Source organism: Mycoplasma sp. 3686h (assembly GCF_056781225.1).
The window spans coordinates 513,247-538,516 of sequence record NZ_CM165562.1; the positions used below are offsets into that span (position 1 = coordinate 513,247).

The window sequence follows — 25,270 nt, forward strand, 5'->3', positions numbered from 1 at the left end:
ACTATTTATAAATTTATCCGTATATAATCCTGTGTTTTTAATTTAGAAAAAACACCCTTTTTTAATATTAAAAAAGGGGTGTTTGGATTTTGATTTATATCTATCTAACTAGAAACTAACGTTCTCTAATCTTAAATCAGAATTTGTTAATGGATGCTGAATAAAGAGGTGCATAAGCTGATTTTTTTAGCAATTCGTCATCAGCATTTCCTGAGAAGGCATTTTTTGATATTGGAACTAATTCAGTTTGTGTTGGGTCACCGGGATTAAGTCAGTAAAAAAGGGTTTGACCTCCATTTACTGGGTAAATTGGTGAAGTTCCGAACGCAAAAGCAGCTTGAGTAGGTAATTGATGAACTACACGACCACTTGCTCCTGTACCACTTGCTCCGAAATATATAAGATTTGGGTATGCTGATGCAATAGCTATTGCATGAGCTAAATCTTTTGGGCTAGGAATATATGTATTTGGTTGTGTGGTATATCCTTGAACTATTGTATTTAAAAATTGAGAATCTTCAGTTCGTAAAGTGACATTATTATTGGTTAATAAAGTTAAAAATTCATTAATTTTTTGTCCAAAGTTTGTTGGGTTGGGTAACAATACTTCATTTTCTAATCACGAATTATAGAAATAAACTTTTCTTGCAATTGGATCATAGTCAATATTAAATTTATACAAGTTTAAGTTGACTCCAGTTGGTAATTTATCGGTTGGAATATTTCATCATTCTTTATTCCCACGATATGCAAAGTAATCATTTCCATGAATTCTAGCATCATATCTTTCCGGAGAATGTGGATTTCCGTTTGGATTTCCTTTAGTTACTGGTCCAGTTAAACGACCACCTTGGATTTGTAAAAACGCAAATCCTTGTTCTTCATCAACAGGATATATTCTTAAGTATTCATCTTCTTTATTAACACTTAATGAAGTATTAAAGGTAACGTTAATATTATGTTGGTTAGCAAAGTCAAAGAAATATGGATAATCATTATATCTTGTTATGTCTGAATATGAAAAATATGAACTAATCCGATTTTGACTTAAAGAACCTGTAGTTTTAATTGAATCAACTGTATCTAATTCAGGTAAATGTAATGGGTTATTATAAACTGTGTTTTTATATTGGTCTGGTTTTTCAGTAAACACCCCTTGATTATTAACTTGAGTATATGCAAGACTTGGACCAAAATTAGTTAAACCAAAGACAGTTGCTTTAAATTTGTTGTACACCTTTAAAATAACTTCTTTTCTAATTTTCTGATAATTTAGGTCTTTTTTGTCTGTTACTTGAGCAATATTTCAACCAGCTTCATCTACATCTAAACCTTCCACTTTAGCTTTATATCCGTATTTTTGATCAAATCCAACTCCTGGAACAAAAAATACAGATGAATTTTGAGCTGGTAGCTCAGCTATATCTAATGTTTTAAAAGTTAATACCACCTCTTTAGTGGTTTGTAATTGACCAAAACCAGGAATATTTGAATCGTATTGATAGACTAATTTAGCTTTAAGTGACTTGCGATCAACTTCAGCTACATTCGGACGATCAACCACTTGGAATCATTGATTATTATTAGTCTCATATTTTTCAATAAACACTTTAAAGGTTGATGGAGAAAAGATTGATTTAACATCATTTGCAACAATAATATCTTTGTTAGTAAAGGCAAATTGCTCAAACATTTCTAAAAAGTTATTATCATTATCAATTCGCACTAAATTATTATTCCCTGAAGCATTGTTAATTGCATTTCGTTGAGCAATTTCTTCAAAGCGTTCCATGAATTGCTTACGAGTGTAATTGTCCTTAGCAGTAATGACTTTGTATTTTTTATCGTAATTAGTATCAAGTCCAGTTCCTATCGCTGGAAGTGGGTTAGTTCGATTAGGATCAATTTCTAATGGGTGGAGCAATTCATTTTTATTATTAAAAATTCAATCCTTATACTCATGCAACATGTTTAGGATTCCGAAAATATCATTTCCTTGGTTGCTTCGGTCATTGAGTGAACCAAAATCAAAGTTTTGAGCTACAATTTCATGAATTCGTAATGCTCAATTCGTAATATTTTGTTTAAAAGTAGCAAAATCATTTCGCAATTGCTCAGTTGCTGGATTATTATCATCATAACTAACTCCAGTATAAATATCTTCAAAGACTGGAATTAATGGGTTTTTAAGTAAAATAGCATCTACTTGGGTTTTAACACTATTATTATAGTTTACAAACAATTGGTTTAATTGATCCACTTGCATTGCAAAGGTGGCTAGTGAGTTGGAATCATCCTTGTTAATAATATTGTTATAAAAAATATTAATGACATCATATTGACTCTTCAGCACGTCATATTGAGCTTCGAGCGACCCTAAATCATTATATTGATAATGATCAAGAGTTTTTCCAGGAACTGGTTGAGTGAGTGGAGCTAGTGCTTCAAATAAACGTGGATAAAATCCTTTTAATTGTGTTGTATTTGAAAATTTCACATTAAAATGCTCTTTAACAGTATTAACAAAGGTACTGATAATATTGGTGTTTCCTTGAGTAATTGCATTAATATAAGCATCAATTTTGCTTGCATAATTATCTATTGAATCTAAACTTTGGGCCAATGCTGTATCAATCAATCCTTTTAATTGTAACAATGGAGCATAATCATTAGCACTAATTCCAGCTCCGTTCCGAGTGCTTACATGGGTAGCGTCAAAATCAGTTCAATAATCACTTGCTTTGTTTTGAATTTTAAGCACTTGGTCATGAGCTTTTTTATACAATTCAAAAATTTGAGTTTTAAACACGGCTTGTGCTTTTTGTAAAGCAATATTCACTTGCGAATAAGTTAATTTATCTTTGTTCGTATTAGCAACCGTAAGCTCATCAATTGCATGTGCTTTAAAGTTAGAAACATACGGATCAGCAACATTATTTGGATTAAAAATAGTTGTATGTTGATCCACGTATCCTTTAACCTCATTATCTTTGGTTAATTGACGGCTAATTTGATCTTTTTTAGCTTGAATTAATTGATTAATTTTAGTGGTTAAATCATTTGTTAAAGTAATCTTGGTTGCTTCATTATTATTAGTATCTTTATTAGCATTAATTGGTCCATTAGCATTTGAAAGTTCTTGTTCAATTGCATTAAATTTACTAATTACATCAGTATCGTCAATATTAGTATCTTTAAAAGTTAAATATTCTTGAGCTTGGGTGTAAGCTTTTTTTAGTGCAATAGCATTTTCAAGCACATATTTAATCAAGTTATTTTTTACACTAGCATTTTCGTTAGCTCCTACAGTATTCACTTCTCTAAAGTATTTATTAAATAATTCACTTGGAGTATGAGCTTGGGCTCCAGTAGCATTATATTCAGTATTAAAATTATCTAACTTGGTTTGAATAACTTGTTTTTCTTGAGTATTAAGCGATTTATCATTATGGAATAAGTTCGAAACAATTTGATAAGTTGATAATAAATTCAAACGTTCATGTGCATCTTGAATTTGAGCTTGTAAATTAGCAATAGAATCATTTCCAGTAGCATTCATTTTCTCTGTATCATTGTAATAAGCTGCTGCTTGAGTGCTTAATTGAGTAGCTTTTTGTTTAGCACTAGTAACTGTAGCATCAGTTGTGATGATACGATTGTTTAAATTGTTTAGTTCAAAGACTTTTTGAGCTAAGGTTTTTAACTGGTCAAAGTGATTTTCAATGATTACAACTTTAGCGTTAACTTTATTTAACTCACCTGTTTCATTAGGACTAACAGTGTGTGAGGTAGCACTATTATTAGTATTTTCTAGTTCGGTTAAATAAGTTAACAATGAATCTTTAAATTCATTGTGCACTAAAGCGGTAAATGGTTTGTTACGAAGAGCTTGGATTTTAGCATCAGTGGCTTTACGGTAAGTATTGGTTTTTTTGATTTTGTCATGCTCAGTAATAATTTCACGATTCATCTTTTCGCTTAAAGCATTATATTCCTGAGCACCAATCACATTAGCACCAGTTAGATTAAATAATTGACTTACATCATAAGTATTTCCAGTTTGTTTTCCAAGTGTGAAAGTACTATTTGAACTTGCTTGAGGAATAGTATCTCACACTAATTTAAGTAATGATTTAATATCAGTAGCATTAACTGGAAGCGAAGCATCAGCTCATTGATTAACAGTCGCAAGAACAGTATTGTCTAAATCAATTAAATTTTTAAATGATTGTGCTTTTTGCACTAAAGTATCAATATCAGCTACTGCTTGAGCAGTAAAAGTATCATTTGTTGCACTTGTTTCAAATGAAGTCAAGTAATCGTGTAATTGAATTGATTTAGTTAAACCACTTTGATTATCAATAGTTCGTAAATTAAAGACTGGATTATCAATCACAGTTCTAATTTCTTTCAATTTGCTTGCGAGTTGATCTGCTTTAGCAATTTTTTGACCAGTAAAGTTCACTTTATTAGCTAATTCATTGTAAAGTGTATTATTATCACTTGTGCTATCTTTTAAGTAGCTATCTTTAGCTTGAGCAATATATCCATTTAGTTTAGATGAATAAGAATTAACTAGAGCTGAATTATGATTGGTTAGAGCATTTAAATGGATTTGAGCTTGCGAAACAGCTTGAGCAAGCTGAGCAAGTGCACTCACCTCTCGTTTAGCTTTATTAACTTTATCTAGTAATTTTTGTAATTCAGGCGCAGTAACATTAGCTTTGGTAGCTTGTTCAATGCTAGTAACAAAATCATTGAGTTTGGTAGTAACACTTGGATCGTATGCAACACCTAATGCATCGGTAAGTTGTTTAACCAATCCATTAGCACCTTTGGTTGGATCATCATTTTTTAAAGCTAAAATAATAGCTTCACGTAATTTTTCAATACTTAAATTCTCTTTGTCAAAAACAGCTTTTAATTGATTTAAACGAGTTGTTAAATCATCATAATCACTATCTGAAGTTGGAAGTGTATTGTTAAAGGTTTCTTTAAGAGTTTTAATCGAAAGGGTTTGTAAATCAGTTCGTGCTCCAGCAACCTCTAATTCTTGCACGTGATCAGCAACTCGTTTTTCAAGTGAAAAAATTTCTGAGAATTGTTCCACTTTTTGGACTAATTTTTGTGCTTGTGCAAGCGTTAAATCATTTAAAGATAATTGAACATTTAAATAACTTTCAAATTTAGTCAATGCTCCTTTAGCACTATTATGTAAATCACTCGAACCATAATTATTTGAATTAGCAAATGTTTTAATATCTTTGAGTTTGTTTGATGCTAGTTCTTTTTGGTACGCAACATCTAGTTTTAAGTCATATTTTTCAATATCGTGAGTATCAACATGTGCACGTTGATTTACTGTTTTATCGGTATTAAAAGTATTTTTAACAACATTATAATAAGTATCAAAAGTATAAGTAGGATTGCTTTGTTTTAACTTAGCTATATTAGCATCTAATAATTGTGAAATCTTTTTCTCAATATTGCTTACAGCTTGGTTAAATTGTTGTAATAATAATTCTTTTTGACGAGTAAAGCTATTAATATTAGCTGATAGTTCGACTTTTTTAGCACGAACTTGCTCAGCAGTAAGATTATTATCAAAAATAATTGAATTAGTTTGCTCTTTGATTAATGAAATTTGACGGTTTAAAGAAGCGTAAATTTTTCAATTTTTATTAGTGTTTAAAATTGCTTCTAAATTATGATATTCGTCTAAATATTCTTTTTTAGCACGAATAATTTCTTGCGCATTAGTTAAAGTGACAGTTTTGTTAACAATTATATTATCTTCATCAGTGCTTAAAAGCTCATTATTTGATAATAAATTATTAATATATTCAGCTAAACTAGTGGTATTTCCAGTATTGTATTGATTATAAAAGTCTAATAATTGTGATGAGACTTGAGCTAAATCATTTAGTTTTTCGAGTTTTTGAGCAGCTTGAGTTGCTCTATCAAGAATTAATTCAGATTTTTTAATAGTAGCATAAGTATTAATATGTTCAAGTGATGTTTTATAACGAGTATTAGCTTGAGTGGTTTGGGTTTTAGCAGTAGCTTGAATTTGATTATTGAGTTTTTCGATTTTATCTTGCTCATAAGCAAGTAAAATTTCATTTCCTCTAAGCAAAAGCTGGGTTTTAGCATTTTCAAACGCTTGCAGATTCGGAATGTTTGAACGATCATTCAAACGAGCTACTAAAGCATCAGCCAAAACAATTTCGTCCCGTCCAGCTTGAATTGCTTGAGTAGTTTTATCACCCTTGTATGGAGCTGAATTTTTGTCTCCAATAATGTCTAATAAACGTTTTTTATTTAATTCTAAATCAAAAGCAACTGGAGTAATTTGAGTTAATTGATTTGCTAAATCAATGTTTTGGTTCGTTTGAGCTGAGTTAGAAACATCTTTAGCATCTTCAAGTAATTGTTCATATTGTTTACGAATAGCATCAGCTGCTGGACTTGAAGCTCCGTTTGGTCATTTTTGGTCAATAGCATTTTTTAAATCTTGGTTTTTTTGATCAAAAATAACTTTAGTATCAGCTTGATTTAAGTCTTTAAGAGCTTTATTAAGTTGATTAATTAAGTCTTGAATTTGTTCTTTAGAAGCATTAGGGTCAGCAAAAACAGCTCCCAGTTGTGAACGAACTTTTTCTAATTCATCGATAAATGGTTTTAAAATAGCTGCATTTTCACTATTTAATTTACGATTAATAGTTTCTTGAGCTAATTTATCTAAATTTGATAAATCCCTAAAATCTTTAGCTGTGTCAGTGAGGTTTTTTAACTTAGCAGTAATTTCCTCTAATTCTTTGAAAATTGCTGGATTTCCATCCCCTTTATTGATAATATCTCTTAATTCATCTAAACGTTTTTTGTGCTTGTTATATAAATCGATTCGTTTTTGTTCATTTTCAGTTGGAACATAATTGGGATTATTATCCGAAAAAACTACCCGTAAATAATCATCAGTAAAATCCGAAATACTTTCAGTAAGGGTTTGCTTGTAAGCATTAATTACGTTTTGAAGTTTAAAATCATATATTTTAATTTGTTCAATTAAAGTTGCACTTGGAACTAATGAAAAATCTTCAGTCATTGGAAGCGTTTGTTCATTAAGTTTTTTAACTTCATCTAAAATAGTTTGGTTAGCTGGATTATCTAAGTTTTTAAGTAATTTAGATTGTTCATCCATTTGATTGATTAATTGCTTTAAATCATCTTTAAAGATTAATCTCAATGCTTCATTGAGTTTTTTATTAACTGGAGCTAAATAGGATGAGCTGACATCGTTAGAAAAACTTTTCACAATTTGGTTTTCTAATTCGGTCAGTTTATTTTTAATATCCTCATTAGTAAATGCTAATTCTTTTACTTGTTTACTTTGTTCTTGTAATAATTTAAGCTCATTATTTAAATAATCAAGCGAATCTAATTCGTTAATTTGCGAATTATAAAAAGCAAACATTTCGCTAGCTAATGCTTTATTGTTAAGTTTTCTGCTTAAAATAGCATCAATTTGTGAATTCGCAATTACGGCTTTACTTTGTGAAATTAAATTTTGTTCACTAGCAGTTTTAACCTTGTCTTTGAGTTCTGAAATTAATTCATTAACAAATTTAAGTGAATAGTATTCACTAAAAACATTTGCTTTAGCTGAAATAAGTCCATTTTTATCACTAATAACTAGTGCACTATTAATTTGTGCACGAATGAGTGCTTTATTATATTCTAAGAGTGGATCAAATTCATCAATATATTGGTTTAATCCTCGAATTACATCCTTAATTTCTGAAGCACTTCGACTAGCATCAGAAATTTGTTGATAGAAAGTAACCAAGTTGGTGCGAATTGAATTAATATCAGCTTTATTCAGTGCTAAATCTAAATTAATTTTAGTTGAATCAAGGAATTCTTTAACGTTTTCTTTTTGTTTATCTGTGTAGGTCACACTTTCAGTGTAAGGTTCAATTAATTGTAAATACTCTTTAATATCATTAATATCACTTTGAGAACTTTCAAGTACTTGATTAAGTTTTTTTACTTCTTTATTAGTATCTTGTGAAGCAATTTGAACCTCGTTTAAACGAATATCACCACTAATAATTCTTGAATAAAGTAATGATAATGAACTGGTTGGTTCTTTTTTGAGTCCTGGGAATAAAACTTGATCCAGTTTATTTGAAGTTTCTTGTAATAACTTAATATATGGTTCAAGTTTTTGGTTTTGTTCGACTACTAGTTTGGAAATTTCTGTTGATAATGTTCTTAAGTATTGAGCTAATTGCTCACTACTTGCAGTATAAAGTACACTAAAGAATTTGATTGATTGGTCTTCTTTTAATTGAGTTAATTTGTCTTTAAGATCTAATTCACGAATCCGACCTTCTTGATTGTTAAGTACCTTAGTTCAAAAGACAGTTGGTTCTTTGTCTTGAAATTTAGCTAAATTGAAATTATCAATGTAAAAGTTAAAGCTAGTCTCTTGTGCTTTATCAAGAGCAATTAGTTTTTCACTGAGTGATTTATCTTTATCTTTTCAAATATTTTTAGCTTGTTGATATCCTTGGATAATATCAGCTTTAGCTTGATCACTAGTTTGGAAATATGGAGCATAAATTTTAAATAAATTTTCTCCCTGGAGCATGTTTAAATAAACGTTATTATTGTCCACGGCCTCATTTGAATGAATTGACAATAAAGTCAGTCCTAAACCTATTGCTACTGGTGCAGCAATAGCTGAAGTGATTAATATTGCTTTTTTAGTTTTTTTCTTTAACATGTTGTCTCCTTACTAATGAAGTTTAAATTGAATATTAAATACTCCATTACCAATTGCTTGATAGAATTCATCTGTTCCAATTCCTTCTCCACCAACTGGTTGAATGACGGTATTATCTTTGTCAATTAATCGATCTTTGTTTCATAATTCAGATTCATGTAAATCATCAAAACTTAATCCAACTAAGTCACGATATTTGATTTTATTCATTACGTGTTGATAAAATTTAAGATCTTGTTGAGTTGCATCGGATAATATTCCGGTACCTGAACGTTTAAAAACAAAGACATGACGTAATACAGCATCACTTCCAAGTGAAATATTTTCTTTGCTATTAACAAGATTTGAACTAAATCGATTAACAATTTGTCATGATAAAACCATAAATTCATTTTCTTTAGTTTTCTCATTTTGAACCGGGATTCCAATTACAAGTGGTAAAAAGACTATGTTTTTGTCTTGGTCTTTTTGTGCTTGATATTTATATTGATATAAACTATCTCAATTAGATAAATTATTGTCATGGTCATTTAGAATTGAACGACGATACCTGGTGCTTTCTTGATATTGAACATTTTCACCACTAGTAACATTTGGGTCTAGGGTTTTTCAGAAAATAAAATCTCGAATTTGTTTATATCCCTTGAACGGTTTTTCTAAGCGAACTTTAACTTTAAATTCATCAGGGGAATCTTGGAATGCAGTTAATGTTGGAGTCCCAGGATTAATTGGACCTGATGGTGGATTAGAACCAGCATTATTACCTGAAGTAACATAATCTACAAAGTAATCTTTATCAGAATTAGAGGTTGCTTTTTTAAGTGTTGAATAGCGAGTAAATGCATCAGCTAAAAAATATGGAGCTTGTAAGTTAGTTCATCCAGCTTCTTCAGCGGTAAAAAGTGGTTGATCTAATGCTTTTTCGTTTTTAATATTTTCTTTATCAATAACAAAAATATCTAAAGTTTTAAAAGTAATTCCAACATTTTCAAACTTAATTCCAAAAGGTTTTACGTCATTAAAAGCACTATTATCTTGAGTTACTGTACTTGTTGGTAAATTAAATTCAAAATAAAGATTAATATATCCTCTACGAATTAATGGATCAGAAATATTAGCTTGTTTAATGTATGGTATATCAGGTGCACTTTGATTATTTTTACGTGGTTTATACATGTACACTTTAACATTATCACGATTAAAGACTGTTCCATTTCCTTTAAGAGCGTTGAATTTTTTGAAAATATGTTCTAATGCAGCATTAACAAGTCCTGGTTGAGAATTATTAGTGAGTAATTTAGCATCATAAGAAATGTGATTAATCACTATTTGTGATGTAGGAACGGAACTATCATTTAATTCTCTGATTGTCCGTTGAATGATTGCATCATCACTAATTTGAATATCTTCAAAATTAAATTTATTATCAGGAGTTTTCTCAAATAATCATTCAAAGAATAAATTTTCGTTTGATGAAATATCCATTCATTCTTTCAGGGTAAGTGTAGTTGAGAACGCTTTAATTAAGGCACTAAAAATATCTGAAATACTTGAAGTGGTTTTATCAAGTTGACCAAAGACAGTTTCAGCTTGCTTAGCTGGATCTGAGAATTTTTTATACTGTTCTTTAACAACAGCAAATTTATCATTAGCACCAGTTTGGTTTAATTGCGAAGCATCAGCAATGTATTTTAAAATATTATCTAAAATTGCTCGTCCAGCATAATTAGCATTCCCAATTAAATATTTGTGCAAGAAGTTTTTCAATGAATGTTCATCTGTATCACTAGTTCCAAAGACTAACGCTTCAAAACCTTTTTCAATTTTAGCAATTGATTCAACAATTGTTTTGTAATTACTTAAATAATTAGCACGTTTTGTTAATATATCTTGTGGTGTTGTACTCGAAAAATCAACATTACTTTCATTAACATCATTTTGTAATTGCTGTTCAATTTGTGGATTGACATTATTTAAACCAGAGTTAATTTTACCTCGATTATCAGAAATATTAGCATCTTGTAAAGCTCCAATTTCTTGTAAAGCATATCCAACTGTTTTTTTACCATTACTATTAGAAGGTGTTAGTTCATCATTAATACCTTTATATTCTGCTCAAGAAAGTAATAAATTCGGTACGGATGAAATAAGTACAATTTCTTGAAAATCAGATAAAAATTCATTAGCCACTGAGTGGAGCTCTTGAATGACTGAGTTGACATTAATAGTGTCAAATCAACTTAAAATATCTGAATCAGTACCTGTAAGGTGAGTAATATATTCAATAGCATGTGCATAAGGAGTGTCTGGACTTGTTCCTTGTAATTTCGCACTAGCACTATCTAAATCAGATTGACTAATTCCAGTAACTTTTAAAACTAAAGATTTATCAATTCCATTAAGATTGTTTTGGTTTAAAAAATTAGTATAGTCTGAGAGTTTTTGATTAAACGAATTGTAACGGTTTGCTTCTCATTTATAAACAGCTAAAGCTTGTTGTTTATATTTTTCTATCGCACTATTATAAGCAGTATTTAATTGCACTAATTTGTCCGGAGTTGAAGTGTCCGGAGTTTCTAGCGGATCAAGTGCAACAGTTTTATAATCATTCATTTTAGGTGAAATTCCTGCATTTGTGTTGATATATGCAGTGGTCATATATTTATCCAAGGCTAAATGGATATTGAAACGATCACGCATTTTATCATTAATAGCTTGGAAAATTTTATCTAAAGCTCCATTATTTGAATTATACAATTCAGATGCTTTAGCTAACTTGTCATTTTCATTATGATTATTTTCATTTAAAGTGGTAGTAGCATTAGTGATTTTAGTTTCTAATTCATTGTAAAGATCTTTAATATTTTGTGGTTCATATTGTGGATTATTAGCTAATTGTGCTTTATATGAAGTCAAGTATTGTTGTGCTTTAAATATAGCAGCTTGAAGTTGTTTTGAATGTAAGAAAGCTGTTGGATATGATTCAAGCGATGAACCGGTGATGTATTGTTGTAATAAACGATTGTAATTTTCCTCTGTTTCAAGACTAGAATCTGCTTTGAGTTGTTCAAACGGTGTATTTAAAATCTTTTTCAATGGAGTTTTAGCATCATTGGTTAAATATTCATTATTCCCTTCAGTAGTATTAAAACTATCCAATTCATCAAGTGCTTTAGCTACTTGTACCGCTAATTCAAGTCGAGCTATATAAGTTTTTAAAAAGAAGATATTATTATCTAAAAGAACAACATCTTTTTGGTTGTAGTAATATCTTTCACCTTTGGTAATTTCAGCGTTCAGCTTGTTCATAGAATCAGTGACATTATCATTTTGTTGAACGCTAGCATTATTATTGCTGATTGCAGCTTGTGCGGCTTTAGCTTGTGCGATTAGTTGAGCAATTTGTTTATATTTTGGAAAGAAAACATTAGTTTCTGAAACACTTCGAATTGCAGTATCAATTGCTGAAATGCTAGTTGCATCTTTAATACTTTGTGCTTGAGTGTGGAAAAACATATCAGCTTTACTTTTTAAAGTTGTAAATTGAGAATCAATTGCATTAGTTGTTGCATTAGTAATCATTTCAATTTGTGTGGTACGAATACCTTTTTGAGCTTGGACTTGTCCAGTTTTGTAAATTAAATCCAGTGCTCCTTTACGAGCTGAATAAATATCGTTATGATGTGCAAACGAATTAACTAAGTTTGGATATAAAGTATTTTCAATATCTAAAGCAGTTTGGTTTGTGTTTGGAATGCTCATTAAAATATCATCAGCAAGAGTTTGAGCATCTTTGGTGAATCCAAAACTTTCACTATTGGTTCCATCATAGTTAAAGTTTTGGTATGAAGAATCTTGATTGATAGTACCTTGAATAGCAATCTTACCAATTTGGAGGGTGGTTAATTTATTTAGTGCACTTAATGAAGACGATACATCTAACAACTTAGCACGAGTCACTGGGGCTGTGTTAAGCATAGTGAGTAAGTTATCATAATAAGCAATCATTTTTTGTTTACCCTCTGCACCAGTTCCATGAGTTCCAGTTCCATCTGGATAAGAATTAGGAACGGTTGCTTTTTGGGTAGTTGCTTTTTTGTACACAGTGGTAAAGTTATCGAATAATTCACGTTTTTCTTGTAAATCATTTCCATAACCAATTAATTGCTGTACAGTTAATTTCAAGTAATTGTCAGAGTAATTGTCAGATATAGTCTTAATTGAATCTAGAATTGATTTCTTACCTGTTTCGTTTGCAGGAACATTAGGGTTTGCATTCACTAAATCTTGTGATTGTTTGGTTTGACGAGCTAATTCAATAAAATGTTGCTCTTTTAATTTTAAATCACTTAATTCATTGTCAATTGAAACTAATTGAGTTCTGTCAGTAACACTATTATTTTGAGTTAATAATGTGTCTAATTTAGCTATGATTTGAGTCTTTAAATTAGTATCAATATCGGTGTTTGAATTGAGTGTGTTTTCAATATTTTTTTTATAATCGCTAATTTTTTTAGCTTGAAATGCTTTAGCTTTTTTCAAGTCAACAACCTCAAAGAATGCATTTCTTAAACTATTTTTTATGACAATGGTTTCATCTGGACTTTTTCCGTATAAAACATCTTCTGAGTCAGAAGTGTAATGGTTAGTATTGCTTAATTGAATAAATAATTGATTATTTGGATTTTGGGTATTAATAATTTGATAATTGTTTTGACCTGCACCAGTTTCGGTAATATTAAAGAGATCAAAAATATCTTTAAGTTGGTCAATTAATAAACCAATTGAACTAAGTTTAGCATAATCATTTTGAATTTTTAATAAATCATCTAAATTTGTAAAAGCTTGCACTTTCTTATTTATAGTATTAACTCAACGAGTAATTCCAGTTTTTCATTTAGTTGGATATAAATCTTTAAATGAAGAATCATAAGTGTCAAATGAAGTTAATTTAGCAGTAATTTCACTTGATTTTTTAGCAAAAAGATCTTTTGCATAACCAAGCGGAAGTTGATTGAGTTTTTCGTACAATTGATGGGTTTGGGTTGTAAACTTATTATTTGCATCTTTTTGGTCTTTTAAAGTATCAAAAGCAGTAAAAATTTCTTCTGTTTTAGGAATTGAAGTTAATTGATCTCCCATTTTACGTTGATTGTAATCTTTTTGCAATTGAGTTTTTAAAGCTATTGCTTTATCTCAATCAGCTTGAATAGCGTTTTTAGTTTGAGTTTCAAGGTTAATTTCAAGGTCAATATTATCACGTAAAATCTCTAAATCACCTCGACTTGAATAGAATTGATTTAATTGATTAGTAAAATCAGTGATTTTAGAATTTCAATTTTGGATTGCAGTATCAAAAATAACCCGATTTTTTTCATCATTACCATAAATATTTTTAAGCTTATTAATATTATTTTCAACTTCAATTCGGGTATTGGTTTTAGCTAATTCGTTAGTTAAAATACGGGTTTTAAACTCAATTACAGACACTGAATCACCATAATTAATTAAACTATCAGTTGGTTCGTTAACTCCTCCGCCACTTGGTTTTTGGGTAATTGAATCTAATAAGAGTTTGCGTGATAATGGATTGGTGGCTTCAGAAACTTGAGCTAGTTTATCAGCACTTGCTTTGAGTGCTTTAGCTTGGTTAATGTAATTTTTTAATTCATTATTTAATTCATCTACTTGTGCTTGAGTTTTACTTGAAGAAGCAATTAAGGTTGTAGTTTTAGTATTAAGCGATTCAATTGAAGTATTAATTGAAGTATAAGGTGTTTGAGTTGTTAAGTTTGAGTCTGTGATTTTAAACGCTTGAATCTGAGCATTAGTTTTCTTTAATAAAGCAACTGAAATTTCAAGTGCTAGAGTATTTGCTTGAGCTTGAACTTGTAAAACTTTAGTTTCAATTTCACTACGATTAAACGGAGCTTGAAAAGCTTGAATAATATAATCATCAATTTGTTTAGTTAAGGTTGTAGCTTTAGTATATTCACTTTCAGGTTTAAAAGTAGCAAAATCAAAAGATTGTGTATCTTTGATTAAATCTTTTAATCCATTATTATTTACTTCAAGGTCTTTAAATGATTTAACTACATCAATTAATTGAGTAATCTTGTCATTAATTGCATCCCGTTCAGGATTGGTTAAATTAGGATTGGATAATTGATCCTTGTATTCATTTAAACGATCAATGATTTTTTGTTGAGTTGGAGTTTTTTTACCAGGTGGAGCATACGGAGCAAACACATCATCAATTTCTTTAAACTTATCATCTAAAGCTTTAGTTGATTGATAAACTGCTTGTTTGTCTTTGTAATCTTTAATAGCTTGATTTAATTGATCAACAATTTGATCGACGTTTTTAGCATTTGAAGCATTGTTTAAAGCATCAAATCCTTGATTTTGAAGTTGTTTAATGATTAAAGCTTCTTTTTGTAAATAAGCTTGTTCAGCTGGTTTTCCATGTGAAGATGCTAAAGCACTATCACCGGCTGCAATTGATGCTTCAAGGTCTTTATAGCTTTGTGCATTATTAGCAATATTATCTAATTGATCACGAATATTTTTTAATTGTTCTTTCTTTTGTTCTTCAGTAAGATTTGGATTACGTGAAACAATTTCAGCTTGTTTTTTTAATTCATCAATTTGCTCGATTAACTTAGTTCCAAATGGTGAGTTAACAAGTCCTTGCTCTCCTCCAAAAATATTTGACACTTGTTCTTTGATTTGCTCGTGTTTTAATAAAGTTTTTTGGAGCTCATCGCTAATTTTAGCTAATTCAAGTTCTTTTTTATATTCCCCGATTAGATATTGTAAATCTTCACGAATAGCAGCTGAATCATCAGTAATTAAAGGGGCAGCTTTAGTGTTTAATTCAGCTAAGCGATCTTTAATTTCTTGAATTGCAACGCTAGTTCCGCTAATGGTTCCAAGTGCAACTTTGTATAAATTTCTTAACTCAACACGGTTAATTTGTCTTATTTGGTCACTTTTAACTCTAAGAGCTTGATTTAAATCTTTTAACGAAGCAGAATTATTAGTTAAACCATCAATTGAACTAATAATTTCTGTAAGAGTTTTTCGATCGCTTCCAGGAAGTTCAAAACCTTTTTCCAATGATACAATAGCTTGCTCTTTAAGGGTTTTAAGGGAATTTTTAAAAACAGCACCTAATAAGGTATTGTCATAAATTTTGTTATAAAGGTCGTTTAAATTTATTAAATATTGATCAATATTTTCGTGTTGATCAGCAATAATGGTGTTTAATTGTTCATTAAAAGCTTGAGCATCAGCTTGGGTGATGCTTTTGTCGTTAACATATTGAGTAGTTTTATCTTTAATAGCTTTGATTAAGTCTTGTAAGTTTTTAATCGAACTTTGTAAATTATTAGTTTGTGAAATGTAATTTAAAACTTCTTCAGGGTGTTCTTGAGCTTGTTTTTGGATTTGTTCCACTTGTTTAAGAATTAAGTTTTTAAGCTTTTCGTCCACATTCATTAATTTGAGTGCTTGAAGAAGTTGTGATAATTGTTCAAGGTTTTTAGTTTGATCAAGCTCATCGCTAGTAATTGATCCAAGTTGATTATTAACTAAAGTATCTAAATAAGAAATTTCTTCAGCTTTAGTTAAAGATAGAGTTGGAACAGGACTTAAGGCCATTTGCTTATATTTTTCAATACGTTCAAAAAAGTCCTCTTTAATTTCTTGTTTAACGTTTAACAAACCAATTTCATTTCTAACTCTAATGACATTGTCTAAAAAACGTTTTAAAGTTTTGTTTTCATCAGTTTTACTTACACTGAGTTTTTGCACAATTTGATCATAAAGTTTGCTATACTCAATCAATGAATCACGTGAATATTGAGGTTGAGCAAGTAAGTTGAAAATTTGTTCAATAGTCGAAAGCAGAGTACTTTTTTCTTGTGCAGTGAGTAATTCTGAGCTATTTTTTGCAATTTTGTCAAATTCAGTTCAAATTTTAGTTTCAAGCGCAAACGAAAAATCATTTTGACGTTTTATAAATTTATCAACAACATTATAAAAATTATTTAAAGTCGAAGTATTATCCGAAGAATTCAAAGCACTTAAAACAGTCTCTTTAGCAAGTGATATGCTCTTTTGAAAGTCAACATCTTTAACTAAAGAATAATACTGTTCAACTAGTTTTTTAACTTCTTGAACATCTTTAACCACACTAAGTAATGCTTTAAGAGTGTCTTGCTTAAGAATATTTCTTTGGTTAAGCATTAAAGCAATTGAAGAATTTTCATTAGCTAACAATTGTTTTGCATAATCAATTTCATTAAAAAGAGCTTTTACTACTTCAGGATTGTCTTTGTTTTTTTCTGATACTGAGTATTTATCTAGTTTTTCTTGGCTGTCTTTAAGTTCTTGTTGAAGTCCAGCAAAGAAATATGTTTGAATATGTGGGACTTTGTAATTACTGTGAAGCGAAAGCATAAACCCAGCAGCTACTAAAGCACCAGCTCCAGCAATTCCAGCAGCAGTACCTAATGCAATAATTGTTTTTCTTTGATTTTTCATATTTATCTCCAAAAATTTAATATTTTTAAATGTTTGTTTATCTTAGTAAGAATACTACTTTTAAATATATTCTATTCGAGTTATATGAAATAAAAGTGTATCTAAATAACTATACACTATATATATATATATATAGAAAAAAGTGTAATAAGCAAAGACAGAATCATCAAAAGGAATTAAATAATTTATTTATAAATTTAAAATTGATCATCTAACCACGTTTTACAGGTATAAAAGTCAATAATACTTATATTTAAATAGTTAAAAATTAATAATTTAATCAAATCTTAATAATTGAAAACATATTCGGTAATAATTGTTTTTAATCGTCATTTATGACTGATTCTATGACAATTTGTAAAAATTACAATTTCTTTAAATTAAAAAAGAATGGAGGTAATCTTAATTTTTAACTCACATCAAAGAATTTTTTTGTATTTTAAAAACAAGTTTAAGATCTTAATTGATTAATTAAATGATGTTTGTTCTTTTGTTTTTGAACAAATTTAATAAAAAATGATTTAGGTTTATGAAATAAAATTAGTTATTTATTTATAAAGAAAGTATCAAAATTAAATAAATATTTCACTCAATGATGATAAAAAATCAAACAAATTTTAGCTATTTGGATTCTAACCAAGAATCCAAATATAGTTACACTTTTTTAAGTTATATTAAGAAATTTTACAATATTTCTAATAAATTAAAAGTTAAAAAAGCTAATTTATGGAATAATTTCCAGGAATTAAGAAAATGATTTATATGATTTTGTATACAAAATCATAATCTATGATATCTTAAAAAAATTATTTATTGAATATTTTTTATATTTTTTGAATTTTGCTAACATGCTCTGAATTTCATTACTCACGTTTTTAGCTCAATAATGATAAAATATTAAATATAAAACGGATGATTACCCAAGTCTGGCTGAAGGGACTAGTCTCGAAAACTAGCAGAGGTTTAACGACCTGCGGGGGTTCGAATCCCCCATCATCCGCCATTCCAAATATCAAAAGCTGATAAATTGTATATCAGTTTTTTTATTGCTCAAGGTAATTCAAAAACACAAAAATCAAGCACTTCAAATCCTGTTTTTGTACGATATTAAATAAGTACTGATTTTTTATCTTATAATAAAATAATCAGAACTAAGTAACTTAGTTCAAACGTGAAAAGAGGTAGTGAATATGGATTATCAAACAATTGCATTAGATGCATTAAAAAGAAAATTTCCAAATCATACTCAAACTGATAATCAGGTTGTTTTTGATATTAATAAAAATAAAATAGTAATTGACTTTGCTAAAAATAAATGATTTATCGAAAATTTTGATAATCTGGGACACGAAAGAATTACAAACTTGGGTAAAGAAGAGAATTGGTCGGTAATTATGTTAGTGTCATTATTACTTGATAAAGGGTATAAGTTAAAAGATATTCACCTTGAAAAAAGGTGACAATTAGGAAGAGAAAATTCAGGATATTGTGACGTTTTAATCACAAAAAACAATAAACCTTATTACTTATTTGAAGTTAAAAGTCTCAGAGAATTAAATAAGTATGTCTCACTAAGTAATGATAAATATACTAAACAAATTTTCACTTATCTTTTTCAAGAAAAAAATATTAAAGTAGGAAGTTATTATAGTTATAACTTTCTAAGTGATACTAACGTTTTTTATAATATTTTCATTGATAATTCGCTAAAAAACGCTGAATCTATGGAGCAAATGTTTGATAATTGAAACAAAATTTGAAACAAAACAGAATTTATTCTAAATAATAATTTGTATGATTATGAACTCAAAATTCTCACATATAAAGATTTAAAAAGAATTGACCACAGTAGTGTTAAAACTATTTTTAACAAGTTTTTAACTATATTACGTCAAAATAGCGTCTCAGATAAATCCAATGCATTTGATAAAATGATTAACCTTTTTATTGCTAAAGTGTTTGACGAACTGCAAGAAAATAAACAATTTAAAATTAATAACCAGACAATTGTCGGAACACGTTTTCAATATATTGATAATTTAGATGATGACTTAAGTTTTTTAAAACGTCTAAATGACTTGTACAAACAAGGTATGAACGTTTATATGAAAAAGGAAATTATCGATTATTCAGACGATCAAATTGAAAGCATTTTATCACTAAATTCTAACACAGAGCAAAATCTGATACTTCGTAAAATGATTGATGATTTACGACTAAAAAAGAATAATGCCTTTTCGTTTATTGAGGTTTTTGATGATAAAACATTTGCTGAAAATAATCAAATTTTGAAGGAATTAGTTTTATTACTTCAAGAATATAAATTTAAATATAATAATAAACACCAATTTTTAGGTGATTTCTTTGAAGAACTTTTAAACACTTCATGAAAGCAAGAAGCTGGACAATTTTTCACTCCAATGCCAATTGTTGATTTTATGATTCATGCACTTCCTATTAAACAAAAAATTCTTAGTAACATTCAAAATTCTGAGAATGAAATTATTCCAAAAATGATTGATTATGCTAGTGGAAGCGGACATTTTATTGTGGCATATATGGATTATGTTCAAGATTTTATTAACTCTATAAAAATCAAGGCAACTCAAACAGTTACTAAAAAACTTAATAGTTATAAAATCAATCCATTTAGCTGAGCTAGTCAAGCGATCATAGCTATTGAAAAAGATTATCGTTTATCCAAAACTACTAAAATTTCAACCTTTTTAAACGGTGATGGAGATGCAATTATTATTAACGGTGATGGAATTAATAAATTTAATTCGTCTGAATATGCAAATACTTTTCTATATTCAAATGAAAAAGAGAATAATATTTTTGATTTTGTTATCGCAAATCCACCTTATTCGGTTTCAGGTTTTATGAAAAACGTTAAACTGAACGGAATTAATCACCAAGATTTTGAATTATTAGCTTTTTTAGACGATAAAGCGTCTGAAATTGAGATTTTGTTTATTGAGCGCACTAAGCAATTGCTTAAAGAAAATGGATACGCTTCAATTGTGCTTCCACGTTCATTTCTAACCGCATCTCAATATTTACATGCTCGAAATTACTTGTTAAAACATTTTAAAATTGTTTCATTATTCGAAAGTGCTGATATGACATTCAGCGGAACAACAACTTCTCCGATTATTTTATTTTTACAAAAAATAGAGCAAGATTTAAATAATCTAAATTATGATTTATTGATTATTAATTCTCCAAAAATGGTCTTTAAATCTAGTGCTGAAGAAAAGAATTTTTTAGGTTATTCTTTTAGTTCTAATCGAAATAAACTAGGAATTAGTATTTTAAATAATAATCTTGTTTTAAATTATTCTCCTATGATTAATGAGTTTATTACCACTAATAGTGTGAAAAAGTTACAAAAATATGCTTTTATTAAAAATATTAAAGATATTTTAGTTCAAAATAAAGAACAAAGTGCAAATTTAATATATCCACGCTTTCAAGCTCCTTTGGGTGGTTTTGTCTCGATAGGTTCAATTGTTGATGAATTTAATCCTGATATTAATATTGAACATTTAGATAAAGAAAAGATTAAATACATTGAGATTTCAGACCTAAAACAAGGGAAAATTGTACTTCAAAACAATAAGAAAGTCCGTTCAACTCGTTTAGCTCAAAAGGGAGATATTTTGCTTTCAAGCATGCCAAATAGCAATAAAATAGCAATTTGTGATGATACGTATTATATTTCAAGTGCAATTTATGTGCTTAGAATTAAAGACACTAAAATCAGAGATAATTTATATGAATATATTTTTCATAACAAAAATAAAATTATTGATGATATGAATGTTTTTTTAGATGGTTTTAAGATTACATATGGAAAAATTAACGAATATAACCTTAAAAACAATGTTTACGTTAAAAAAGATCAAATTTTTTAATCTCAAAAAACAAAAATTAAAGTGATAATTCTTAATAATCACTTTAATTTTTAAACTTGATTTTTTATATGCACAAACTGATATTATGCTGTATAAGTTTTCTTATTCTTTTAGTTTGTGCGTCCAAAATTAACTAGTATTTAGGTATAATTAAAATACTTTTTTGTAGAAACAATTAGAAAGGGTTGGTATGAGAAACAGTTTGAAATACGTCAATGGTAAAACAATGATATTAAATCATAAAAACGTTTTAGATCAATACTTTACCAAACCTGAAATTGCTCAAGATTTGTATAACAAAACTAAACAAATTATCTCTAAATATGAGGATATAAGTAAATATACTTGAATTGAACCTAGTTGCGGAGAGGGAGTTTTTTTGGATTTACTTCCAAAAGAAAGTTCAATTGGAATTGATATTGCACCTCAACGTGATGGTGTTGTCGAGAGTGATTATTTAAAATATAAGCTACCTGAAAATAATTTTATCGTTATTGGAAATCCTCCATTTGGTCATAGAGGTGTACTTGCACTTGAATTTATTAATTACTCAAAAAATGCTGATTTTGTGTGTTTTATTCTTCCAATGTTCTTTGAATCTAAAGGAAAAGGAAGTGTTCGTTACCGAGTAAATGGTTTAAATTTAATTCATAGTCAAGTGCTTCCTCGTAATTCATTTTACACTACTAACCAACAAGATGTTGATGTTAAATGTGTCTTCCAAATCTGATCAAAAAACTATACCAATCCTAAGATTCATAATTTTAATTGATATAGTTTACGAGATAAAAATCCTTTTTCAAAATATTTAAGTGTGTATACTGTTTCGACCGCAAAAAACCGTGAGTGTGGGAAAAAATGAATTTTTGAAGAAAAGGCTGACTTTTATCTAGCTTCAACTTTTTATAAAACTAATAAAGTAGTTTATGACTTTAAAGATGTCAAATATGGTAGTGGGGTTGCGATTAAAATCAATACTACTAAAACCCGAGAAATTGCTAAAATTAAACGAATATTCCAACAACAAGATTGAGTCAATTATAGCTCACTAGCAACTAATTCATGTCGGCACATTGGAAAAAGTCATATTTATGAACTATTGCTTGATAATGGATTTAAAAAGGAAGATTAAATGAGCGAAAAAGAATTATTGTTAAAAGTAATTGAAGCTAAATACATCGAGGAAAAACTTGATCAAAAAGATAAAAACAATATCTTTTGAAAAATTCAAGAGTTTGAAGCTAATGCGATTGGAACTATTGGAGAACGTTTTATCAAACAACTTTTAAGCAGTTGAAATATTAATTTTAAAGATGATAAAGAGGATAAAATAGTTCATAATGAATATGATATTTGAATTGAAAATCCTTATAAAATTTTGCTAGAAATCAAAACTGCACGGATGGGTAAAAAGAATTTAACCTTTCAATTCAATGGAATTAATCCTAGTTATAATTATGATTATTTGATTTGCGTTGGAATTACTCAAAACGATGTTTTTTATCAAATTATATCTAAAAACAATCAAATTAAATATGTGCACGATAAAACAAAACGTGGTTATTGGGTGCAAATTAATAATAATGAGAAAAAACTGGTTCAAATGAACCCAGGAAATGCAGTTAATTATAAATTAACTCTTAATTTAAATCAAATGAAACAAATCCAATATTTTAAACAAGAACTCTTTTTTCTTTTAAAAAATAATTAAACATTTTAAATTTCTATGTGACTTTGAGTTTGGTATTGATTAAAATGGTTCGTTGTTAGGTGAATATAGATTTTGTTTTTTGACCTTTCTAATTATTTTTAAAACAAAAAAATCACTAAATCCAATAATAAAAGAGGAACCTTTTTGCAGATTTAGAGATTTTATATAAGATAATTATTTTATTTTTTAAACAGTTTGTTACCAAGCTTAATGTATTGTGTAATTAGTTTTTCTACATAACTAAAACCAAGTTGATAAAAGTTGTTTGAATTTAAATCCACACGAACTTTTTCCAAAATTTTAAGTGGATCATCACTTCCACCAGCACTAAGGAAATTCTCAATGTAATTTTGCAATGCACTTGCTCCATTTTGTTTATATTGAGCAAAGAAATAATTAGCTACTAATTGTCCAATAGCGTACTTATAAACGTAAAAATCGTAATAAAAGTGCGGAACATAAATGCAAGCAAAAGTATTTTTCTCTGAGTATTTAAAGTTTTTAATTAAAGTATATTTTCTACTGTTATTAAAATAAATTTGGCTGAGTGATTTAAAGCTCGAAGAAGCTTTTCCAGCTTCAATTGCTTTATATAAATCATATTCATAATTTGATCATTCGACTTGTCGCATGACTGTGCCGATAAATCCATTAATCATGGTATTGAGGATTTGAAATTTGAGTTTGTCGTTATTTGAATGTTGTAATAAATAATCAAAAAGCATTAATTCGTTGAAAATAGAAGCAATTTCAGCTAGAAAAATTGGATATTCGCTATTAGCAATACTTTGACGAGTGTCGGAAAAATATGAGTGCATTGAATGCCCTAATTCATGCGCTAATGTTTCCACACTTTCTAAATCACCATTAAAGTTCATTAAAATGTATTTCTTTTCAATACCGTATGATGAACCAATTGAATATGCTCCTGAACGTTTCGAATGAGCTGGCATAAAATCAACTCAATTCTCGTTTAAAGCTTTATGAATTTGAGTATTATATTCAGCTCCAAATGGTTTAAAAGCTTGAGCAACTAAGTCTTTAGCTTCATCAATAGAATAAGAGGTTTTAACTTTAACTAATTCTCTGCGTGCATCTCAGGGATGATATTTTTCCTTGAATTTAAGCTGATAAAACTTTCTATGAGCTTGTTTGAACTTATAAAAAATGTTTTTTCTGCTTGAGACTTCTTGGTATAAACGTTGTAAAATGTCATCACTTACTTTATCACCATAAGTAAGCATTTGAGTTGCACTAGCGAATTTACGTAATTTAGCATCAACAGTAATACTTTTAAAGTGTTGATACAAAAGAGAAGCTAACGATTCTTTGTGCTTTAAGAATGCGTTAATATAGTTAAAATGTGCTTGTTTTCTTAATTGAGCATCGTTAGATTTTAAAAATTCAACTCGATTAGTTGGATTAAGTTTGTATGTTTTTCCTTTTAAATCTTTAATGGTTCCATAATCTAATTCACTATTAGTTAAAATAGAGAATACTGAGGCTAAAGATGATTTTCCAAAGGCTTGCTTTTGAACAAATTCTTCCACTTCATCTGAAAGTTTGTGCTCATAATCTAAAAGGGTATTTTCAATTGCATGTTTATATTCTTTGAGCGATTCATGCTCTTTTCAAACTTTCATTTTGTCTATATTTTGGTAAAAGCGATTGGTTTCACTTCCGAATTGTTCCATTAATTGTTCATTGAGAAAATCAAAATCTTCAGCTAGCTTTTTAAATTGTGCATTAACCACGTTAGTTGAAATGTAATTAGATATATAATTTTCAATTCTATATTCTAGAGCGGTTAATTGTTCAGAAAGCTTAATATCATTTAAATATTGCTCTAGTGAATTATATTTAGAATCTTTAATTGCAATTCGTTGTTCAAAAACTTGTTTGTATTGCTCAATTAAATGTTCAATACTTTGTCCTTGTAAAATATGTTCCAAATCAAAACGATATTGCTTGGGAATATCTTCATATTTACTATATTGCTTTATCTTCATAGTATAACACCTCAAAAATTGAAAAACAAGGATTGTTGCAAGCGATAAATGTTGCAAAAATCCTTGTTAAATATGATTAACAAAATTTTACAAATATTTAGCGCCAATGGTTACCCAAAGAGTAGAAATCTTTTATGTTTTTCTACCAACACTCAAAGTTGCCACTTTAAAATGTTTCGGCTTTTATACCCTTTCACTAATTTACGCATGCCTGCTAGATTAGTTACTGATGTTAAAAGCTCCTCTAATGTTTTGCATCAAACCTAAAGGTTGTCCTTTAAACAAATACATTTGTTTG

6 protein-coding genes, 1 tRNA gene and 1 riboswitch are annotated in these 25,270 nt (G+C 28.7%); of the genes, 4 read left to right on the forward strand and 3 right to left on the reverse strand.

The genetic code is table 4. The features are described 5' to 3' along the window. Window positions 1-115: 115 nt before the first annotated feature. Together AC1RP9_RS02310 and AC1RP9_RS02315 are read right to left on the reverse strand one after the other, a co-directional pair. Window positions 116-8,788, reverse strand: coding sequence for a coiled-coil domain-containing protein (locus AC1RP9_RS02310; protein ID WP_481821781.1), 8,673 nt, complete (start codon window positions 8,786-8,788; stop codon window positions 116-118). Between the two features lie 12 nt (window positions 8,789-8,800). Next, on the reverse strand, window positions 8,801-17,335 hold the full coding sequence (locus tag AC1RP9_RS02315; RefSeq protein WP_481821783.1) for an AAA family ATPase: 8,535 nt from the start codon (window positions 17,333-17,335) through the stop codon (window positions 8,801-8,803). 910 nt (window positions 17,336-18,245) lie between these two features. On the opposite strand from AC1RP9_RS02315, the gene AC1RP9_RS02320 reads away from it, so the two are divergent. The 4 genes from AC1RP9_RS02320 to AC1RP9_RS02335 all read left to right on the forward strand — a co-directional run bounded on the left by AC1RP9_RS02320 (window position 18,246) and on the right by AC1RP9_RS02335 (window position 22,963). Further along, window positions 18,246-18,338 (forward strand) — tRNA-Ser (locus tag AC1RP9_RS02320). A 187-nt stretch (window positions 18,339-18,525) separates the two neighbouring features. Beyond that, window positions 18,526-21,252, forward strand: coding sequence for an HsdM family class I SAM-dependent methyltransferase (locus AC1RP9_RS02325; protein ID WP_481821785.1), 2,727 nt, complete (start codon window positions 18,526-18,528; stop codon window positions 21,250-21,252). 226 nt (window positions 21,253-21,478) lie between these two features. After that, window positions 21,479-22,384: a hypothetical protein gene (locus AC1RP9_RS02330; protein WP_481821787.1), complete on the forward strand. Its 906-nt coding sequence runs from the start codon at window positions 21,479-21,481 to the stop codon at window positions 22,382-22,384. Next, entirely contained in the window at window positions 22,385-22,963 is a 579-nt protein-coding gene (locus AC1RP9_RS02335) for a hypothetical protein (protein WP_481821789.1), read from the forward strand. A 179-nt stretch (window positions 22,964-23,142) separates the two neighbouring features. Here AC1RP9_RS02335 and pepF read toward each other — a convergent pair whose 3' ends face one another. Next, window positions 23,143-24,972, reverse strand: coding sequence for an oligoendopeptidase F (pepF, locus tag AC1RP9_RS02340; RefSeq protein ID WP_481821791.1), 1,830 nt, complete (start codon window positions 24,970-24,972; stop codon window positions 23,143-23,145). A 90-nt stretch (window positions 24,973-25,062) separates the two neighbouring features. Beyond that, window positions 25,063-25,227, reverse strand: a riboswitch (Lysine riboswitch). Window positions 25,228-25,270 lie beyond the last annotated feature (43 nt).